Below are 19,084 nucleotides of genomic sequence, written 5' to 3' on the forward strand. Positions count from 1 at the left end.
GGATCGCTCAGATCCAGCCGTCGAGTACCTGATCCGGCGGGCGATGGCCGTCCGCCCACATGCGGATGTTCTGGATGACCCGCTCGCCCGACGCCATCCGGCCTTCGAGCGTGGCGGAACCCATGTGCGGCAGCATCACGACGTTGGGGAGCGCGAGCAGGCGCGGGTCGATCGCCGGTTCATGTGCCCATACGTCGAGCCCGGCGCCCGCGAGTTGGCCGGCCTCCAGCGCCTCGACCAGCGCCGCCTCGTCGACGATCCCGCCGCGCGCCGCGTTGATGAGATAGACGTGCGGCCGCATCAGCGCGATCCGGCGCGCGTCGATCAGGTTGCGGCTGTCGGGATTGAGCGGGGTGTGGATCGTCACGATGTCGACCGCGGCGAGCATTGCGTCGAGCGAGTCGTGGAACGTCGCGGCCAGCTGTGCCTCGCGCACCGCGGGAAGCCGCTGGCGGTTATGGTAATGGATGGTGAGCCCGAACGCGCGCGCCCGGAGCGCGACCGCCTGGCCGATCCGTCCCATCCCGACGATTCCGAGCGCCTTGCCGCCGATCCGGTGGCCGAGCATGCCGCCCGGGCTCCAGCCCTTCCACTGGCCCGAGCGCACCAGCTTCTCGCCCTCCGCGAGCCGCCGCGGGACCGAGAGGATCAGCGCCATCGTCATGTCCGCGGTGTCTTCGGTGAGGACGCCCGGCGTGTTGGTGACGATGATCCCGCGCGCCCGTGCCGCCTTCAGGTCGATATGGTTCACGCCCGCGCCGTAGTTGGCGATCAGCTTGAGCCGGTTGCCCGCGCCCGCGATCAGCTCTGCGTCGATGTCGTCGGTGACGGTGGGGACGAGCACGTCGCAGTCGGCCATCGCGGCCGCGAGATCTGCCCGGCTGAGCTTCGCGTCGGCGCGGTTGTTGCGCGTATCGAACAGCGCCTCCATCCGGTCCATCAGCGTATCCGCGAGCTCGCGCGTGACGACGACCTTCGGGTTCGTACAGCGGCGTGTGTCGGTCATGATGACGGCTTGGCGAAGGCCCGTGCGGTCGTCAACATCGAGACTCCAACTTCGGTTGAGGAAAGCGATTCATCGCGATAGGACGGCGGCTCGCCAGTTAGGACATGACCATGCGCATTCTCGCCGCAACGCTTTCCGCCGTTGTCTTCACCGCGCTGGTGTCCGAGCCGGCGGCTGCCGCCGACGCGACGAAGCGGGCCGTCCCCTATTACGCCTCTATTACGGCGTCGCGCGCGCGGATGCGTACGGGGCCGGCGCGGACCTATCCGGCGAGCTGGCTGTATCAGCGACAGGACCTGCCGATCAAGGTCGTCGCGATCTTCAAGGAATGGCGCAAGGTCGCCGATCCCGACGGGACCGAGGGCTGGATGCAGGCCAATCTACTGAGCGGCACGCGCACCGCGATCGTCCGTCGGGCCACCCCGGTCGAACTGCGCGACAAGCCCGCCACGTCGGGCCGCGTGCTGTACCGCGCGGCGCCCGGCGTGGTCGGGCGGCTGGCGCAGTGCGGCAATGGCTGGTGCCGGTTCGACGTGAAGGGGCAGGCGGGCTTTGTCGACATCGGCGCGCTGTGGGGCGTCGAGGCGGGCGAGACGCTGCCCTGACCGCCTAGGCGGGCCGTCGTACCCTGCTCGCCTAGGCTGGCAATCGCACCGCTGCTCGCTTAGGCGGGCAATCGCACCCCTGCTCGCTTAGGCGGGCAATCGCACCTTCGCCGGGGCCGGGTTCGAGAAGCGCATCGCGTCGTCGACCGAGCCGAACTTCAACGCCATCAGGTCCAGCGCGTAATTCTGGTTGAGCTTCCACGGCTTGCGTTCGCCCTGCGCGGGGAGCGCGGCGGCGGCGCGCTGGACATAGCCCGACGAGAAATCGAGGAACGCCTCGCTCTTCATCGTCGGATCGTCGTTGTGCGGGGTCGCCTGGCGAAGCCCGCGCTTCGTCATCGTGTTGAGCAGGCGGCAGACATAGACCGCGGTCAGGTCCGCCTTCAGCGTCCATGACGCGTTGGTGTAGCCGAAGGTCGAGGACAGGTTCGGGATGCCGTCGAACATCATCCCCTTATATTGGAGCCGCCCGGCGAGCTCGATCGGTTGCCCGTCGAGGCTGAACGCGACGCCGCTCATCAATTGCAGTTCGAGCCCGGTGGCGGTGACGATGACGTCGGCGGGCAGGTCGTTGCCTGAATCGAGGTGGATGCCGTTGGGCGTGATCCGCGCGATCGTGTCGGTGACGATCGAGGCCTTGCCCGCGTTGATCGCGGTGAACAGGTCGCCGTCGGGCACGAGGCAGACGCGCTGGTCCCACGGATTGTAGCGCGGCGTGAAATGCGTCGCGACGTCATAGTCTGGGCCGAGATGATCGCGGACCATGCCGATCATCCGCTCCTTCACCTTGGCGGGGCGTTTGCGCGCGAGGCGGAAGAAGAACATCCCCATCAGCACGTTCTTCCACCGCGTGATGCCATACGCCGCCTTGGCCGGCAGCTTGCCGCGCAGCCAGTTCGCCACGCCATCCTCGCCGGGGCGCGCGACGATGTAGGTGGGCGAGCGCTGGAGCATCGTTACGTGCTCCGCGGTCTGCGCCATCGTCGGCACCAAGGTCACCGCGGTCGCGCCGCTGCCGATCACGACGACTCGCTTGCCGCTGTAATCGAGATCCTCGGGCCAGAATTGCGGGTGGACGATCTGCCCGGCGAAGCTCTCCGCCCCCTCGAACTCGGGCGAATAGGCCTTGGCGTAATTATAATAGCCCGCGCACATCGACAGGAAATTGCAGGTGAGCGTCACCGGCGCGCCATCGGGGCCCGTCGCCTCGACCGTCCACCGCGCATCCTCGGTCGACCACGCCGCCGACTTGACGTGATGGCCATAGCGGATCTTGCGGTCGATCCCGTATTCCCGGGCAGTTTCCTCCACATAGGAACGGATCGAGGGGCCGTCGGCGATCGACTTGGCCGCGGTCCAGGGGTGGAAGGCGAAGCCCAGCGTGTGCATGTCCGAGTCGGAGCGGATGCCGGGGTAGCGGAACAGGTCCCACGTCCCGCCCATCGCCGCGCGCCTCTCGAGGATCATGTAGCTGCGGTCGGGACAGCGGGTCTGGAGATGGTAGCCCGTCCCGATCCCGGAAATCCCGGCGCCCACAACGATCACGTCGACATGCTCGGTCATGCTGCATCCTCTCGCCCCGGCGTTACGCCTTAGGTTTCATAACCGAACCTATCCTGTTGTGATCTTTACTCAATAGTCCTTCGTATATTTGACGCTGGCGCTTTGCCCGCCGCTCGATCCCGCCGCCGATAACAGGCTGAGCGCCTTGGTCAGCGCGATCTCGAGCTGGGTCGACGTATAGCCCTTCGCGTCGGTCACGATCTCCACATAGATGTTCTTCGTGATGTACTTGCCCGCCGCGAGGCTGGTGCCACGCCCGGTCGCCTCGTCGGCGCCGAGGACGCGGAGGCGATCGAACCCGGTTGCCGAGCGCAGCTTGCCGAGCGGGTTGAGACCACCGCCGCCCGACCCGCGCAGCGAGTTCAGCGCGGAGGCAAGCTGGATCGCCTCGGTCGCCGACAAATTGGCCGGACTCGAGCCGAACAACAGGCGGCTGAGCACCTCGTCCTGCGGCAGCGTCGGTGTCGAGGTGAACGCGATCTGCGGACGCTGGCCAGTGCCCGTAACGTTGATCGTCACGGTGATGTCGCTGGTCGTCGTGCTCGCCACGATGTTGATGTCCGGATCGGTCAGCGCACCGCCGCGGAAGCGGATCTGGCCCTTGGTGACCTCGAACCGCTTGCCCGAGAAGGAATAGGTACCGCGCACGATATCCATCCCGCCGGTGATGATCGGCGCGGCGGACGTGCCGCCGATCCGCATGTCCATCTCCCATTCGGATTCGAGCCCCATGCCCGACACGAATAGCTGGTTCGGCGCGCGCACGCGCAGGTCGAGCTTGAACTTGCCGACCGCAGGCACCTGCGACCGGTCGGTCGAGAGCGGCGTGCGGATGTCGCTCTTGCGGCGGACACCGGTCAGTTCGGGCACTTCGGCCTGGCCTTGGCGGATGATCTGGTAGCGCGCCTCGGGGATCTGGAGATCGCCCTGGATGAGGCCGCCGTCACGCCCGTTGGTCAGGTGGATCGTGCCCGTCGTGGTGGCGCTGATCGCATCGCTCTTGGCGAGCTGCGCGTTGTTCAGCGTCGCGCGGAGATCGATCGGGAAGCCGCTGTCGGCCGCGAACCCGATCGAGCCCTGCGCCTGCACCGTGCCGTCGCCGGCCTTCGCGCTGAGCTGGGTCAGTTGCAGGTCGGTGTTCGAGAACCGGCCGGCGATCCGCATCTGCGACAGGCGCGTGCCATAGGTCTCGTTGTCGTAGGTCAGATTGTCGGCACGGACGACGCCGTTGAGCTGCGGTGCCTGCAGACGCCCGGAGAAATCGGCGGCAACCGCGATCGGTCCCGACAATTGCTGGTTCGGGATCGCGGCGAAGCTGAACAGCACCGCGGACGGGCCGTTATAGCGGATCCCGCCCGACAGCGGCGCGGCCATCAGGCGCGTGCTCCACGAGCCGGTGCCCGCGGGCAGCGGGCGCAGGTTCGCGACCATCCGGCCGATCACCGACGTACCACGACGGACCAGCGCACGGCCGGTGCCGCCTTCGCCGCCGAGCGTGCCTGCGAACACGATGTCGACGGGATCGGAGACCGCGGCGAGGCCCGAGCGGGTGAAGTTGGTGACGGTCATGCGCGCGTCGGCGTTGGGCAACGCGGCCGAATTCGCCTGCGTGAAGTCGAGGCTGCCGGTGGCCTTGCCGCCGATCCCCAGATTGGGGACCAGCGCGGACAGCGTCGACAGGTCGAGGCGATCGAGCCGGACCTGCGCGGTCGTGCCGCGGCCGTAGGTGCCCGCGAGACGCGCCGAGCCGCCGCCTGCACCACCGAAGTCGATCCGGGTCGGCGACAGGCGGTATTCGCCCTTCACTGCCTGGATGCGCGCCGGGTTGACGGTGCGGAAGTCGATGCCGTTGGCCTGGCCCTGCGCCGCGATGAGGTAATTGTTCGGGCTGAGCTTGGCGTTGACCGCGAGACGGAAGGGGACACCGTTCGAGCCGGTCAACAGCGCCTGCGCGGTGCCGTTGCCGCCGACATAGTTCACCTTGGCGCGGCCTGCGGACAGGACGATCGCGCCATAGCGCATGTCCGCGACCTGCGCGTCGGCGACGATCTGCGGCGTCGGCGTCAGGACCGCGGTCGCATTGATGATCGCGCGGCCGATCGTGAAATCGACCATTCCTGGGATCCGGGCGCCATTGGCACGCGCGGCGACGTCGGCGCGCTGATAGCCGCGCTGGTTGGCGAGACGGACGTTGCCCGACAGGCCCTGGCCCGCGAACTGGAGCGCGCCCGCGAACGGACCTGCGGCGGTCTGGACGATCCGCCCGCTGCCGACGATCCCGGCGAACACCACGCGGCGCACGTCGACCGCGAGCTGCGTGCCCGGCGTGACGAGCACGTCGGCGGTGAACGGGCCGTAATTGGTACCGCCGCTCGCGGTGACGGCATAGGCACCGCCGCGACCGACGATACGCGCGTTGAGGTTCACGAGCCCGACGCCGACGCCCGGCCGCGGTGCGCGCAGCACGACGACGGGGGCGGTCGCGCTGCCCGTCACGCGTGCGGACAGCGGGCCGTAGACGGTGGAATACGCATCAGCGTTGACCAGCACCGCGCCGGTCGCCGGATCGAACCGGCCTTCGCCGCGCGTGACGCGGAATTGGGGCGCGTTCATCCGCAGGTTGCGGAAGGTGACGATGCCTTCGGGGCTGTAGCCGATGTCCGACCGGACGATCGCGTTGCCGCCGAGGAAGCTGCGCGCGCTTTCGTTGAAGATCTGCGCGGTCTGCGCGACGACCCGGCCGGTGATCCCAAAGCCGCCGTTCGGCCCCGGCACCAGCTTGGCGTCGGTCGTCAGGTTGACGATGCCGATCCCGTCGACGCGGTAATTGTTGATCCGCCCCTTGAGTGCGCCGGTGTAGCGCCCGGTTGCCATGTTCGCGACGACGACCGCGGTCGCGTCGATCTTGTCCGAGCGGATCTTGAGATTGTCGGACAGGACGTTGACGCCCGAAATCGCGAAGTCGCCGTCGATCGCGACGTTGGTGGCGAGGCCACCGACCGCCGCGTTCAGCCCGGTCACGCGACGTGCGCGCGCCTTGACCGGCACCAGAATGCGGTCCGAGTTCACCCGGGCGAGACCCTCGGCATAGAGATTCTCGACGCCCATGTCGCCGAACGCGATCGTCGCGGCGCGGACCTTGTAGTCGACCGTCGGCGTCGCGAACGCACCGTCGAGAACGACGCGCGCCGTGACGTCACGACCGCGCAGGTTGGGGAAGATCGCGCCGGGGGTGAGCAGCTTGGCGTTCACCGCGAAATTGCCGAACCGGCTGTTGGCGAGATCGATCAGGCCGCCGGCGTCGACCGCGAGCGCGTCCGACTTCAGCGTCATCCGCGTGTCGGCCTTGCGATCGTTGAGCGTCGTGTCGATCGCGACGTCGAGCTGTGGCGCGGTCAGCCGCTCGACCGGTCCCTCGAGATACAGGCCGGGACGCGTCGAACCGCGGACTTCGATATGGCCGTTCTTCGCGGTGAGCGCGAGATTGGCAAGCTGTCCGCCGCCGAGCGTTGCGACCGCACGGCCCTGCCATGCAGCCCAGCTGCCGCGGCCATCGACGGTCGCGGTCAGCGGTGCCTTGAACGATCCCATCGTCGCGACCACCCCGCCGACCGGTGCGGTCAGCTTCACGTTCACGTCGAACTTGTTCCGGTCGGGCACCGCGTCGAGCTTGAGCACGAGGCGGTCGCCGCCGGCGATCCCGGGACCGGTGAGCGCGGCGGCGTTGGTGGTGAGCTGCGCGCGGCGGTCGGCGATATGCACCGCGCCGTCGATCTTCACGATGTGCGTCTGGCCCGTCACGGGCTTGGCAATCACGAAGCGGTCGATCACCAGACGGTTCACGTCGATATCGAGATCGGGGAGCAGCGGCGCGTTCGGATCGGTCGGCGTCGCGTTGAGCACCGGGCGGCGCTGCAACGTGACGAGCGGAGTCGTCAGCGAGCGCACGTCGACATGGTTCTTGGCGAAGGCGAACGGGCGCCAGTCGACCGCGAGCTTCGGGCTGGTCAGGAACACGCCCTTGGGATCCGAGACGCGGACGTCGCTCAGGGTCATCGCGCCGTAGATCGAGCCGTCGATCCGGCCGACCTTGATGTTCAGCCCCGAGGCGGTGGTGTAGCCGCCGATCTGGTCCGCGACGAGCCGCCGGCCGGGATCGGTGTTGATGCCGAACAGGACGATCAGGACGAGCGCGACCAGGCCGAGGACCAGGATAGCCAGCCATTTCAGGACACGCTGCCACAACGGGCGACGCTCGACAGTGACGGTCTGCTCGACCGCAGGGGTGCCGTTTTCGGCCATTAGAATGCCTGCCCGATCGAGATGTAGAGCGCGATCTTGCCGTCGCCCTTGCGTGGGTTCAGCGGCGTCGCGACATCGAAGCGCATCGGGCCGAAGCTGGTATAGAAGCGCCCGCCGATACCCGCGCCATAGCGCAGGGACGACAGGTTCGGTGTGCTGCTCTCATAGCTGTTACCCGCATCGATGAACGGCACGATGCCGAAATCGCCGAACCGGTAGCGCGCTTCGAGCGCGAATTCGTTGAGCGACCGCCCGCCGACCGGGTTGCCGTTGGGGTCGAACGGCCCGAGCCGCTGATAGCCGTATCCGCGCACCGATCCGCCGCCGCCGCCGTAATAGCGCCGCGACGGTGCCAGGTCGTCGCGGTCGACTCCCTGGATCGAGCCGGCCTTGGCGCGCCCGGCGATGACGATGCTGCTGGAGACGGGATAGTAGAACGTCCCCTCGATCATCGTCCGGATGTACGGCTTTACCGACCCCTGCACCGATGTTTCGGGGCTGAGGTTCAGCGTCAGGCGATAGCCCTTGGTCGGATTGAGCAGGCTGTCCGAGCGATCGAACCGTACCTGGCCCGGCAGTGCGACGATGCCGTAGGTCCGGCGAACGTCCTTGCCTTGCGTGAAGTCGTAGACGCTTTCGTTCGTGCCGACGAGTTCGCCGCCGTAATAATAGGTGAGCGGCTTCTGCCAAATCGGCGTCGAATCGTAGCTCCAGCGAACGCCGACGCTGGTCGTGAACGCGTCATAGGCGTCGTAATTCGAATGGTTCGCGCCCGCGGTCAGGCTGAACGTGCGGTCGCGGCGGCCAGCGTTGGCGCGGCGGAACGTGCCCGACAGCCCCTGTTCCTGCGTGCCGGCGATCACCGATCCGATCAGCGCGCCCTCGTAGGGGAACAAGTTGCGGTGCTGCCACGTGCCCTCGGCGCGGAACCCCTGGCCGGTCGAATAGCCGACATTGCCGCCGAGCGAGCGGGGCTTGCCCGCGCTCTGGCGGACCAGCAGGTCGACCTGCTCGGTACCGTCGGGGTTGACCGTGCCGGTGCGGACCGGCTCGACCGATACGGTCGAGAATTGCGACGTCGCGACCAGCGCGTCGCGCAGGTCGTCGGTCATCCGGTTGTCGTAGAGTCCGCCCGACTTGAACCGCGGGAAGAGGCCGAGATGCTCCAGGTTGAACACCGGATCGCCTTCGGTGCGAAGCTGACCGAACGACGCGCGGGGCCCCGTATCGACCGGCAGCGTGTATGCCCCCGTCGGAGTCTGGTCGTCGAGCAGGATGTCGCGCTCGCCGACCTTGACGAAGGGATAGCCCTGTTGTGGCAGCGTCAGGCTGACATTCGCCTCCGCACCCTGGATCCGCGCGGCCTCGATCGGATCGCCGACCTTGAGCGGCAATTGCTGGCGGACCAGATCGGGGGGCGTCGTCGCGTTCGCCTGCACGGTGATCGACGACAGCGAATAGAGCCGCCCGGGCTGCGCGCTGACGGTCGCCTTGAGCCGCGCGGGCTTGATCTTGTCGGCGTCGGGGATCGTCTCGATGGTCGAGATCGCGGTGGCGTCATAATAGCCGAGCGACTTCAGCAAGCGCACCGCCAGCGCCTCGTCCTCACGGCCGCGCGCTGCGACCTGCGTGGCGTTCGCCGCCTTGCCCTTGCCCTCGGCAAGCGCGGACAGCGCCTTGTATTCGGCCTCAAGCCCGGAGCCTGCCGTGTCGAGCCCCTTGGTCGCGGTCTCGTACCGGATCTCGGGCGCGTCCTTGTCCTTGATGTCCGCCGCGGTCTGGAGCGGGGTCGTGTCGAAGCTCGACAGCGGGATCAGCGATTGCGCGAGTTGTGGGTCGGCGGGGCCGGTCGGTGGCAGGACGTCGCCCGACACCGTGGTTGCAGACGTCGTCGCGGTCGCGGGGGTTGCGACGACGGGGGGGGCTGCGGACATCGGTTCGAGCGGCGCGTTCAGGTCGCTGCTCAGCGGCGGCAGTGCGCTGTCGAACTCGGCGTCGGGGACGATCGGCGCGTCGGACCGCGGATCGGCCGATTGCGGTTGATCGCTGGGCTTCGGCGCATCCGGACCCTTTGCAGGGGCGGTGCCGGGCTTTGCCAATTGCGCGGAACAAACGCCCGCGAAACCCGTATTAGCCGCTACCAACGCAAGAGCGAGCCAATGATGGCGGCTGTTCGAAGCTGTCACACGATTCCCTTTTAAAGGCAGCGATCGTGTACGATTCACCCCCATCTTCGTCCACGTAACGCACGGAGGACGGCTTGGTTTCACGAAAATTGAGTCAGACGCAGCCGACCAGGCCACCGACCGGCATGACGACGGTGTCGCGTCCCGGGCGATCGATCCGTAACGTCGCGGACGTCACGGTCGCGCCTGCCGAGATATCCGCGCGCACCGAAACCGCCATGTCGAGCGTCGCGGTGACGTCGCCGCCGCGATATTGGGTGACGCCGCCGAAGCCGAAACCGATGGCGGGCGATTGCGTAGCCATCGCGTAGTCGGTGGTCTTGCCGTCGATCGCCAGACGGATCTGCGCGGGGTCGGCGGTGGCCATCGCGACGAGCTGGCGCGCGGCGTCCATGCTCCACAGATAGGCAGCGCACCCCTTTGCGGGGAGCTGCTGCTTGCCGATCGCGCCGAGCGGGCCGGGACCTGGATTGGCCGCAGCCTGTAGCGCGAGGAGAAGGGCGAGCGATATCATGGCGTCAGGCCTATCATGAAGAGCCATGCGGGATAAGCCGCCAATGCCAGCAACGCGCCGAACGGAAGCGCGGTGTCCGCCGCCATGCTGCGTCCCTTGAGGTGTGCCGCGAGCACGACGCCGAGCCCGATCATGCTGGCGATCAGCAGGACCGCTGGCAACATCGCCCAACCGAGCCACAGCCCGATCGCTCCGAACAGCTTGGGATCGCCGCCGCCCATCCCGTCGCGCCCGCGCAGACGCCGATAGCCGAACGCGACGAGCCACAGCGTGCCGAACCCGGCGATGCCGCCGATCGCCCGCGCGACGATCGGTGGATCGATCCCGACCGCCCCGCTCAGAACGCCGGTGCCGGCGAGCAGGAGGGTCAGCCGGTCGGGCAGCCAGAACGCGACGAGATCGAGGCTCGCCAGCGCCAGCAACAGCCAGCCGAACACCGCGCCGGCCACGCCGACCAGCCCGGGCGCGACGAGTCCCGCGGCCACGCCGATCGCGACTCCGGCCAGCTCGATCCGCCAGTGCACCGGGCTGATGGCGCCGCCGCAGCCGCGGCACCGTCCGCGAAGGACAAGCGCACTCAGCAGCGGCACAAGTTCGATCGCGCGGAGCGTCCGCCCGCAGCCATCGCACGCCGAACGGCCGGCCATCACCGATCGCCCGTCCGACCAGCGCGTCACCAGCGCAGCGACGAAGCTGCCGAGGATCGCGCCGAGCATGCCCAGCAGTAGCGGCCAGATTGGGGTCTCATACACCCGTCTTGCGCACCAGATAGCGATACACGCCGAGGAGGTTGATTCCGAACAACACGATATTCTGCGTGCCGAGCGCCCAGTCGCCGGTCAAGGCCGCACCGCTCAGCCAGGCGATCGACGAGCCGACGAACAGCACGAACCCCCACCCGGTCACGCGGCGCCCGAAATCGAGCGATACCATGAACGCGGCGATCACCCCCGACGCTGCGGCACACCATTTGAGCGTCGTGATGAGTGTTTCCATGCCGGCGGGTCTAGGCGCATCCCGCGCCGCTTTGTATTGCCGCGGATCAACCCCAGATATGGGGCATAAGATTAAGTGGAGAGCAAAGTGGTCGTCGATCGAGATCCTGTCGTCATCCTGTCCTACGCGCGTACGCCGATGGGATCGTTCCAGGGGGCGCTCGCGGGCGCGACCGCGACGCAGCTTGGCGCCGATGCGGTCCGCGGTGCGGTCGGTCGGTCGGGCGTGTCGGCGGCGGGCATCGAGCGGATCTACATGGGCTGCGTGCTGCCCGCCGGGCTCGGCCAGGCGCCCGCGCGGCAGGCGGCGATCAACGCCGGGCTCGGCGACCATGTCGAGGCGACGACGGTCAACAAGATGTGCGGATCGGGGATGCAGGCCGCGATCCTGGCGGCCGATGCGCTGGCGGCGGGGTCGGTCGACCTGCTCGTCGCGGGCGGCATGGAGAGCATGACCAACGCGCCGTATCTGTCGAAGAGCCACCGCGGCGGCGCGCGGATCGGCCATGACCGGATGTATGATCACATGTATCTCGACGGGCTCGAGGATGCGTACGAACCCGGCAAGCTGATGGGCAATTTCGCCGAGGATACCGCGCACGAGTATCAATTCACGCGCGCGCAGATGGATGATTACGCGATCGAATCGCTGCACCGGGCTCAGCGCGCGCAGACATCGGGCGCATTCGATCGCGAGATCGTCCCGGTGGAGATTGCCGGCCGCAAGGGGATAACGACGGTCGCGCTCGACGAACAGCCGGCGAAGGGCGACGTCGCCAAGATCCCGACGCTCAAGCCTGCCTTTTCGAAGGACGGCACGATCACTGCCGCCAATGCGTCGTCGATCTCCGACGGCGCGGCCGCGCTGGTGATGACGCGCGCGAGCGTCGCCGAGCGGCTGGGCATCACGCCGATCGCGCGGGTCGTGGCGCACGCCGCGCATGCCCATGCGCCGGCACTGTTCACGACCGCGCCGGTGTTCGCGATGCGAAAGGCGATGGAGAAGGCTGGCTGGTCCGCGGCGGATGTCGATCTGTTCGAGGTCAACGAGGCGTTTGCGGTGGTTGCGATGATCGCGATGCGTGACCTTGGCCTGCCGCACGACAAGGTGAACATCCACGGCGGGGCGTGCGCGCTGGGCCATCCGATCGGTGCGAGCGGCGCGCGGATCCTCGCGACGCTGCTGTCGGCATTGGAGACGACCGGCCAGACGCGCGGGCTGGCCTCGCTGTGCATCGGCGGTGGCGAGGCGACCGCGATGGCGGTGGAGCTGATGCGCTAAGCGTTACCCTCATCTGACAGAGGGCAGGGGTCTGACATCGTGTGGACCCCGCCTGAAATCCGTCTCGCGCACTGAGCGAGTGAGGCGTATTTCTTGTGCATTGCGGTTCGGCTACCGGTGAGACGCTACTCGAGATTGACGCGACCGACGCATCCGGGCGCCACGCGTGCCGCGCACTCCGATTTTACATTGAAACCGTCAAAAAACGCCTGATCAGCGCCTAGACTGGCTGCGCCATGAGCGTTGGGCTCGGCGACACGCGCTCCAGAATCAACATTACAATGACGTTACAGAATTGCCGCAGTGCCGAGCGCCAACTGTTGGGAACTGCGCGCCATTATCGATTCCCTAGTGAGCGAATCGAAGTGTCGGCCCGACCAACATGCCCGCCCGTTGGTGGCCAAGCAGTGTCGATCGAGCCGACGTCGTCATTCACCAGGGGCGAATGGGCGTGTAGATCAACGCGAGGATCAGCTTCAGCATGTTTATGCTCCCTTATTGACACCCTAGCGGGTGCAAGGTCGGCATAGTGTATAACAAAACGTTAAACAATAATTTTTGTAAATTGTTAACCATGTTCTGCAACGAGTCGTCGCCGCTGTACTTAAGACTATGTTTATGCGTTGCAGATATCCCGGACCCATGAGAGAGTTCTCGCACTCGCACAGCAGCCGCAGCGTCTCCCAGGTTGCTGCCAAACCAGCCGTTTCCGCCGTCCAGGCCGATCTGGTCCGGGTCGGCCCACATCTGCGGTGCGCGATCGGTTGGCAGTTCCTGATCCTCGCGGAGATCGAAAATTTTAGTGTCCTGCGGCGGCATCTGGGTCGGTGTCGCGCGGACATGCTGATCATCGATGTCGCGGCGCGCGTCAGTGCCGTGCTGCCCGATGCACGGGTCATCGTCGCCGGGCGAGACGTGGTCGAGATCGCCTTCGAAAGCGAGGCGCGGCTGGCGCTCGACGTTGCGATCACTGCGCTGGAAGCGGCGTTCGATCTGCCGTTCGATATCGATGGCGAGTGGCACGGGATCCACGTCCAGTTCGGCGCTGCCGCGGCGGGAGCGATCGGCGAGCGCGACGAAGTGCATCTGATCGAGGAAGCCGAGCGCGCGCTGATCGATGCTCGGAGCGAACGTGTCGCGGTCGCGCGTGACGTCGTCCTCGGCGCAGCATCGGTCGATCGCGCGCAACTGGCGCGCGACTTGACGATCGCGATCGAGACCGAGGAGTTGTTCCTTCAATACCAGCCGAAGGTCCATCTCCGGCGGCAGGAGATTACCAGCGTCGAGGCGCTGGTCCGTTGGAAGCATGGGACGCGCGGTCTGGTCCTGCCCAGCGATTTCATCCCGATCGCGGAGGAATCGCGCGATATCGTCGCGCTGACCCTATGGACGATCGAGCGATCGATTCGCGACCAGAAGACTCTTCTCGAGCATGGTCATGACCTGAGGATCTTCATCAATATCGCCGGGGTCTTGCTTGCCGACACGCGGTTCGTTCGGAAAGTCTGCGCGCTGGTGCAGACGAGTGGCGCGCGTCTGGGGTTCGAAATTACCGAGACGTCGGTGATCCGTGATCCGGAAAGCGCGATCGCGAACCTGAATGTCTTCGCGGACATCGGCATCGTCATTGCGATCGACGATTATGGTGCCGGCCTGTCCTCGCTCGCCTATCTGAAGCAGTTGCCCGCGCGTGAACTGAAGATCGACAAGCTGTTCGTCACGCAACTCACGAGCTCGAACCGCGACCCGCTCATCGTGCGCTCGACGATCGATCTGGCGCATGCGCTCGAGATGGAGGTGGTTGCCGAAGGCGTCGAGACGCAGGCGGCGATGGCCTTGTTGTCGGTGATGGGGTGCGACATGATCCAGGGCTTCCTGATCAGCCGGCCGATCAACCTCGATGCACTGATCCACTTCTTGGCGGACGAGAAGCACCTTGCGATCGCAGCCGATGTCCGGGCGCCGTTCAACCGGCTTGCGACGGTATGGAAACGCGGTTGATCTACGCGGTCGCGCGCATGCGCGTGGTGATCGCTTGTGCCATGCTCATCGGACTTGGCTGGGCCCAGTCATGCCCAGCCCAGCGTCCCGTGGCGCCGACCATCAGCGGGTTCGATCAGACGATTGGCGATGCCAAGGCGACGATGCTGATCGACCCCGTTTCGGCGCGTGCCAAGGCGGTCGGCGCAGAGCAGGTGGCAAGGTCGATCGCTGATCCCGCGGTGCGGGGGATATCGATCGCCACGGCGCAATGGTTACAGGGCGAGGCGTATGTGCGCACCGGCAATCCCCAAAAGGCCAGCGTCCTGATCGGCACCGCGCTGCGTGCGGTGGTAATGCTTGCGCCACACTCGAAACTGCACGCCGACATCTTGTTGTCGCGCGGAGGGGCAGATAGCGGTCAGGGCCGCGCCGGCGCAGCATTGGCCGATTATCAATCAGCATTCATCCGATATCGCCGGATCGGCGACCGCCGCGGACAGGCGATGGCGCTGATCTTCATAGCGTGGTTGTATACAGAGGCGATGGATCAAACCACCGCGTTGAAATATTATGATCAGGCAATCGATATATATGGTACCGAGCCAAGTCTTTCGATATCGATCCATAACAATCGGGCAACCGCGTTCAGCGAGTTGAAAAACTACAAGCAGGCGCTCGTCGAGTTCAACACGGCGTTGCTGCTGGCGAAAAGCCTCAAAAGCGCGCCTTTGATGGCGCAGGTCTACGCCAATATCGCGCTGCTGCAGCTACTGGCTGGGAATCTGTCCGACGCTGACCGCGCCATCCAGGCTGGCATGTGGCTGACCGCCGACCGTGAAACATCGGGGTCGAAGGCCGGGATCATCGCAATATCGGCACAGTTGGCGTTGCAGCGAGGGCAGGTATCGCGCGCTGTAGCGCTGATCACGACCGCACTGGCCGAACTCGGGCCGAAGGGCACGAGCATCTCGCAGCGGGACATCCACCAGACCGCCTATGATGTCTTTCGTGCCGCGAACGATCCGAAATCCGCGCTGGTGCATCTTCAGGCGCTGAAGCGGATCGATGACGATGCGACCAAGCTGGCGACGAGCACCAAGACGGCGCTGATGGCGGCGCGGTTCAATTTCGCGAACCAGGAATTGAAGATCAGCCAACTCAAGGCCGACGAACTGCGGCGCAGTATCGCGTTCGAGCGGGCACGCGCACTGACCCAGCGCTATGTCTTCCTCGGGGTCGCCGGCGCGGTCGCGATCGTCATCGCGTTGCTCGGGATCGGGCTGGTCACGATCCGCCGCAGCCGCGATCAGGTGCGCGCGGCCAACGACGACCTCGCCCTCACCAACAGCGCGCTCGGCAAGGCGCTGGCGGCGAAGACCGAATTCCTGGCGACCACCAGTCATGAGATCCGTACGCCGCTCAACGGCATCCTCGGCATGACCCAGGTGATGCTGGCCGATACGCACCTCGCGCCGCTGCTGCGCGACCGGGTCGGCGTCGTCCATGGTGCGGGGCTGACGATGCGCGCGCTGGTCGACGACATTCTCGACGTAGCAAAGATGGAAACCGGCAATCTGACGATCGAGGCGGTTCCGTTCGATCTCTGCGCGACGGTGAGGGATGCGACCCGGTTGTGGGAGGAGCAGGCACGCGACAAGGGGCTGACGTTCGGCGTCGATCTGACCGGCTGCCCCGCGATGATCGTCGGCGACGCGGCGCGGATCCGCCAGATCGTGTTCAACCTGCTGGCCAACGCACTGAAGTTCACCAAGCAGGGCCGGGTCACGCTCGCGATCGACGTCGGCGATGACGAACGGCTTCGGGTCGCGGTGACCGATTCCGGAATCGGCATCGCCGCCGACAAGTTCGAACAGATCTTCGAATCCTTCGCGCAGGCGGATGCCGGCACGACGCGTCAATTCGGCGGGACCGGGCTGGGGTTGGCGATCTGCCGCAATCTGGCGCGGGCAATGGGCGGCGATGTCACCGTTGCCAGCGTCGAAGGACAGGGGGCGACCTTCACGCTTACTCTGCCGTTCGTCCGCGCCACGCCGCTCATCGTCACCGCACATCCGCCAGGCACGGCGAGCGCGATCACGCTGGTTGTCGATCGCAATCCGATCACGCGGAGCATGTTCAAAGCCTTGCTAGCGCCACATGCCGGCACGGTCGCGTTTGCCGGCTCGGTCGACGAGGCAATCCTGTTGCTGCGTGAGGGCAACGTCGCGCAGGTCCTGATCGACGACGCGACGATCCGTGTCGACGGGGATGCGCATGCCGGCCTAGTCCGCATCGTCGACGCGGCGGGGATCGCCCGTACCGAAACGACCCTGTTGTGGCCGGTAGCGGCAGTGCAGGAACGCGACGAATTGCTCGCCACCGGCATCACCCGCGTGGTGGCGAAACCGGTCAGTGGCGCAGCGCTGATCCAGGCGATCTACGGCGAACCGATGCCGCGAAACGCGCCGCATCCCGTCCTTGTGTCGGACGCGGCATAGCGCGTAGGTGTAGGATCATGTCGGCAGCATTTCTCGCATATGTCCCTCTATCGATGGGGCGGTGGTGAAGGTCCTCTTTATCGAGGACGATCGGATGAATCGACGCGTCGTCAAGGATATGCTCGACGTCGCCGGCGTCACGATGATCGAGGCTGAAAGCGCCGAGCGGGGTCTGGGCATCATCGAGGAGCAGGACTTCGCGATGATCCTGGTCGATCTGCGGATGCCCGGCATGGACGGCGTGACCGCGATCGAACATATCCGCGCGCGCCGCGATGCGAAGGGACGCGTGCCGATCATCGTCGTTACCGCGGATATCGCCCCCGATCTGCGCGAACGCTGCCTGGCCGCAGGCGCCGACGACGTCATCTTCAAGCCGGTGGCGATGGATGCGCTGTTCGACGCGATGGGCCGTATCCTCGCCCGCGATGCCGCGGGCGAAGGGATGATCGGCTAGGCTGGTCTGGCGTTGACCAAGCGGTCCTACCGCTTGAGCGCGTCGGTCAGCGAGGCGGTTGCGCTGCCGCGGCGCGCCGGCTTGGGCTGCGACGGATCGGGCGACCAGCCGGTCAGGAACACGATCTGGAATTTCTCGTGCGTGCGCCCGCGATCGTCAGCGGCATCCGCGAATGCTGCCAGCGTTCGCCCGAAGACCGCGCGCGTCATCGACTGGCGTTGCTTGAGCGCATTGGTCGCCGCCATCCCGCGCAGATCGCCGAGCAGTCGACCAAGGTCACGGTAGCCGACATCGAGCGTCTCGACGTCGGCGACCGGCAGCGCAAATCCTGCCCGCATCAACAGGTCGCCGGCGGAGCGGACGTCGATCTGCGGATGGAGCCGCGCGGCGGGCCGGTCGGCTTCGGCAACGCGGAGCGCGGCACGGAGCGCGGGCAGGCTGCCTGCGCCGACGAACGCGCCGAGGAACAGTCCGTCGGGCCGCAGCACGCGCCGGATCAGCGACAACGCACCCGGTAGATCGTCGACCTGATCGAGCACGCCGGCACTCACCACCAGATCGAAACTGCCGTCGGCGAACGGCAGCCGGTCCTCGTCGGCCTGCACACCACCAGCGGCGGCGGAAAAGGCAAATCCCGAATCGCAACGGGCGACGCGCGCGCCGGCCGGGGCCGGGAAGGCCGCGTCGAAACAGCCGAGATCGAGGACGTCGGTAAACGACCGCGTCACCGCGTCGAGCCGCTCGGCAATCCCGTCGAGCATCGTCCCGCGCAGAAAATCATGCTCGCGATACAGCGGCGCGGCGCGATCACGGCGGCAGCGGCGCGCCCCGCGGTCGAAAATTTCCGGGGCGAAGATTTCGGGGGCTTGGTCGGACACCCGACGCTTGTGCCGCGCAGCGTCCTCCCCGACAAGTGTCACCTCACCCGCAGCGGCGAAAAGAGGTCCGATGTGAGACTCCCTACCGCACTCCGTCACGCCGTCGACTTCGCGCTGCCGGCGCGCTGTGCAGGCTGCGGCATGCCGGTCGCCGAGGATCACAGGTTTTGTGCGACATGCTGGAGCAGCCTGCGGTTTCTCGGGCCACCATGGTGTGAGGGATGCAATGTGCCGTTCGCGTTTGATCGCGGCGAGGGCGCGCGGTGTGCGGCCTGTCTACGCGATCCGCCGCGGCATGCGGGCGTTCGTGCCGCGGTCGCCTACGGTCCGGTCGCGCGCGGACTGGCGCTGCGCCTCAAATATGGTGGGCGGATCGCTTTTGCCGAGACGATGGCGCTGCGGATGCGCCGCTTGCTCCCGCTGGCGACCGACCTGCTGGTACCCGTGCCGTTGCATCGCTGGCGGATCTGGTCGCGCGGGTTCAACCAGGCGGCGCTGATCGGCGACGCGCTCGCCAAGCTATCGGGTACGCCGCACGACCGAACGGTCCTGATACGACGGCGCCAGACGGCCGTGTTGCGCGGTCTCGGCGGGCGCGAGCGCGCACAAGCGGTCGCCGGCGCCTTTGCGATCGCCGCGCCCAGCCGGATTGCGGGCAAGGCGGTCGTGCTCGTCGACGACGTCTATACCAGTGGGGCGACGGCCGAAGCGTGCACGCGAGCCCTGATGCGCGCAGGCGCCCGATCTGTAACAATTTTGTGTTGGGCCCGTGTGCTGTCCGAAACCCGCGACGATTGACAATCGGGGGGTGAGAC

14 protein-coding genes are annotated in these 19,084 nt (G+C 66.7%); 6 read left to right on the plus strand and 8 right to left on the minus strand.

Annotation, left to right across the window (positions count from 1 at the left end; translation table 11 throughout):
- Positions 1–7: 7 nt before the first annotated feature.
- Positions 8–1,006: a 2-hydroxyacid dehydrogenase gene (locus tag ASF00_RS11675; protein ID WP_055879021.1), complete on the minus strand. Its 999-nt coding sequence runs from the start codon at positions 1,004–1,006 to the stop codon at positions 8–10.
- Positions 1,007–1,116: 110 nt separating this feature from the next.
- Between ASF00_RS11675 and ASF00_RS11680 the strand changes: the two genes are divergently transcribed.
- On the plus strand, positions 1,117–1,611 hold the full coding sequence (locus tag ASF00_RS11680; protein WP_235525784.1) for an SH3 domain-containing protein: 495 nt from the start codon (positions 1,117–1,119) through the stop codon (positions 1,609–1,611).
- A gap of 87 nt (positions 1,612–1,698) precedes the next feature.
- On the opposite strand, the gene ASF00_RS11685 is transcribed toward ASF00_RS11680, so the two are convergent.
- From ASF00_RS11685 to ASF00_RS11710, 6 genes are all read right to left on the minus strand, one after another.
- Positions 1,699–3,174, minus strand: a complete 1,476-nt coding sequence (locus tag ASF00_RS11685) for a flavin-containing monooxygenase (protein ID WP_055879027.1) — start codon at positions 3,172–3,174, stop codon at positions 1,699–1,701.
- A gap of 69 nt (positions 3,175–3,243) precedes the next feature.
- The gene (locus tag ASF00_RS11690) at positions 3,244–7,476 is read right to left on the minus strand and encodes a translocation/assembly module TamB domain-containing protein (protein ID WP_055879031.1); all 4,233 of its coding nucleotides are present in this window, start codon (positions 7,474–7,476) and stop codon (positions 3,244–3,246) included.
- Positions 7,476–9,575 carry an autotransporter assembly complex protein TamA gene (locus tag ASF00_RS11695; RefSeq protein ID WP_235525785.1) on the minus strand — a complete coding sequence of 700 codons (2,100 nt, stop codon included), beginning with the start codon at positions 9,573–9,575 and terminating at the stop codon, positions 7,476–7,478. Before ASF00_RS11695 ends, ASF00_RS11690 begins: the two co-directional genes overlap by 1 nt.
- A 181-nt stretch (positions 9,576–9,756) precedes the next feature.
- Entirely contained in the window at positions 9,757–10,176 is a 420-nt protein-coding gene (locus ASF00_RS11700; RefSeq protein WP_055879038.1) for a hypothetical protein, read from the minus strand.
- Positions 10,173–10,892 (minus strand): prepilin peptidase, encoded by a 720-nt coding sequence (locus ASF00_RS11705; RefSeq protein WP_055880411.1) that lies wholly within the window; start codon positions 10,890–10,892, stop codon positions 10,173–10,175. Before ASF00_RS11705 ends, ASF00_RS11700 begins: the two co-directional genes overlap by 4 nt.
- A gap of 28 nt (positions 10,893–10,920) precedes the next feature.
- Positions 10,921–11,172: a hypothetical protein gene (locus tag ASF00_RS11710; protein ID WP_055879041.1), complete on the minus strand. Its 252-nt coding sequence runs from the start codon at positions 11,170–11,172 to the stop codon at positions 10,921–10,923.
- A gap of 87 nt (positions 11,173–11,259) precedes the next feature.
- Here ASF00_RS11710 and ASF00_RS11715 point away from each other — a divergent pair, with 87 nt between their 5' ends.
- The 4 genes from ASF00_RS11715 to ASF00_RS11730 all read left to right on the plus strand — a co-directional run bounded on the left by ASF00_RS11715 (position 11,260) and on the right by ASF00_RS11730 (position 17,391).
- On the plus strand, positions 11,260–12,453 hold the full coding sequence (locus ASF00_RS11715) for an acetyl-CoA C-acyltransferase (RefSeq protein ID WP_268795098.1): 1,194 nt from the start codon (positions 11,260–11,262) through the stop codon (positions 12,451–12,453).
- Between the two features lie 642 nt (positions 12,454–13,095).
- Positions 13,096–14,454 carry an EAL domain-containing protein gene (locus tag ASF00_RS11720; protein WP_082463404.1) on the plus strand — a complete coding sequence of 453 codons (1,359 nt, stop codon included), beginning with the start codon at positions 13,096–13,098 and terminating at the stop codon, positions 14,452–14,454.
- A 41-nt stretch (positions 14,455–14,495) separates the two neighbouring features.
- Positions 14,496–16,934 carry a sensor histidine kinase gene (locus ASF00_RS11725; RefSeq protein WP_162233584.1) on the plus strand — a complete coding sequence of 813 codons (2,439 nt, stop codon included), beginning with the start codon at positions 14,496–14,498 and terminating at the stop codon, positions 16,932–16,934.
- A 64-nt stretch (positions 16,935–16,998) separates the two neighbouring features.
- Positions 16,999–17,391: a response regulator gene (locus tag ASF00_RS11730; RefSeq protein ID WP_055880418.1), complete on the plus strand. Its 393-nt coding sequence runs from the start codon at positions 16,999–17,001 to the stop codon at positions 17,389–17,391.
- Between the two features lie 26 nt (positions 17,392–17,417).
- Here the strand turns inward: ASF00_RS11730 and ASF00_RS11735 are convergent, their stop codons facing one another.
- Positions 17,418–18,269, minus strand: a complete 852-nt coding sequence (locus tag ASF00_RS11735) for a class I SAM-dependent methyltransferase (protein WP_055879046.1) — start codon at positions 18,267–18,269, stop codon at positions 17,418–17,420.
- A 72-nt stretch (positions 18,270–18,341) separates the two neighbouring features.
- Between ASF00_RS11735 and ASF00_RS11740 the strand changes: the two genes are divergently transcribed.
- Complete coding sequence (locus ASF00_RS11740; protein ID WP_055880421.1) at positions 18,342–19,067, plus strand: ComF family protein; 726 nt, start codon at positions 18,342–18,344, stop codon at positions 19,065–19,067.
- Positions 19,068–19,084: the final 17 nt, after the last annotated feature.

This window comes from Sphingomonas sp. Leaf34 (genome assembly GCF_001421805.1).
In the GTDB taxonomy this organism is placed as follows: domain Bacteria; phylum Pseudomonadota; class Alphaproteobacteria; order Sphingomonadales; family Sphingomonadaceae; genus Sphingomonas.

Excerpts from the sequence above, each read along its gene's own strand:
- ASF00_RS11675 (WP_055879021.1), bottom strand. The coding sequence starts at position 1,006 with ATGACCGACACACGCCGCTGTACGAACCCGAAGGTCGTCGTCACGCGC.
- ASF00_RS11680 (WP_235525784.1), top strand. The coding sequence starts at position 1,117 with ATGCGCATTCTCGCCGCAACGCTTTCCGCCGTTGTCTTCACCGCGCTG.
- ASF00_RS11685 (WP_055879027.1), bottom strand. The coding sequence starts at position 3,174 with ATGACCGAGCATGTCGACGTGATCGTTGTGGGCGCCGGGATTTCCGGG.
- ASF00_RS11690 (WP_055879031.1), bottom strand. The coding sequence starts at position 7,476 with ATGGCCGAAAACGGCACCCCTGCGGTCGAGCAGACCGTCACTGTCGAG.
- ASF00_RS11700 (WP_055879038.1), bottom strand. The coding sequence starts at position 10,176 with ATGATATCGCTCGCCCTTCTCCTCGCGCTACAGGCTGCGGCCAATCCA.
- ASF00_RS11705 (WP_055880411.1), bottom strand. The coding sequence starts at position 10,892 with ATGCTCGGCGCGATCCTCGGCAGCTTCGTCGCTGCGCTGGTGACGCGC.
- ASF00_RS11710 (WP_055879041.1), bottom strand. The coding sequence starts at position 11,172 with ATGGAAACACTCATCACGACGCTCAAATGGTGTGCCGCAGCGTCGGGG.
- ASF00_RS11720 (WP_082463404.1), top strand. The coding sequence starts at position 13,096 with ATGAGAGAGTTCTCGCACTCGCACAGCAGCCGCAGCGTCTCCCAGGTT.
- ASF00_RS11725 (WP_162233584.1), top strand. The coding sequence starts at position 14,496 with ATGCTCATCGGACTTGGCTGGGCCCAGTCATGCCCAGCCCAGCGTCCC.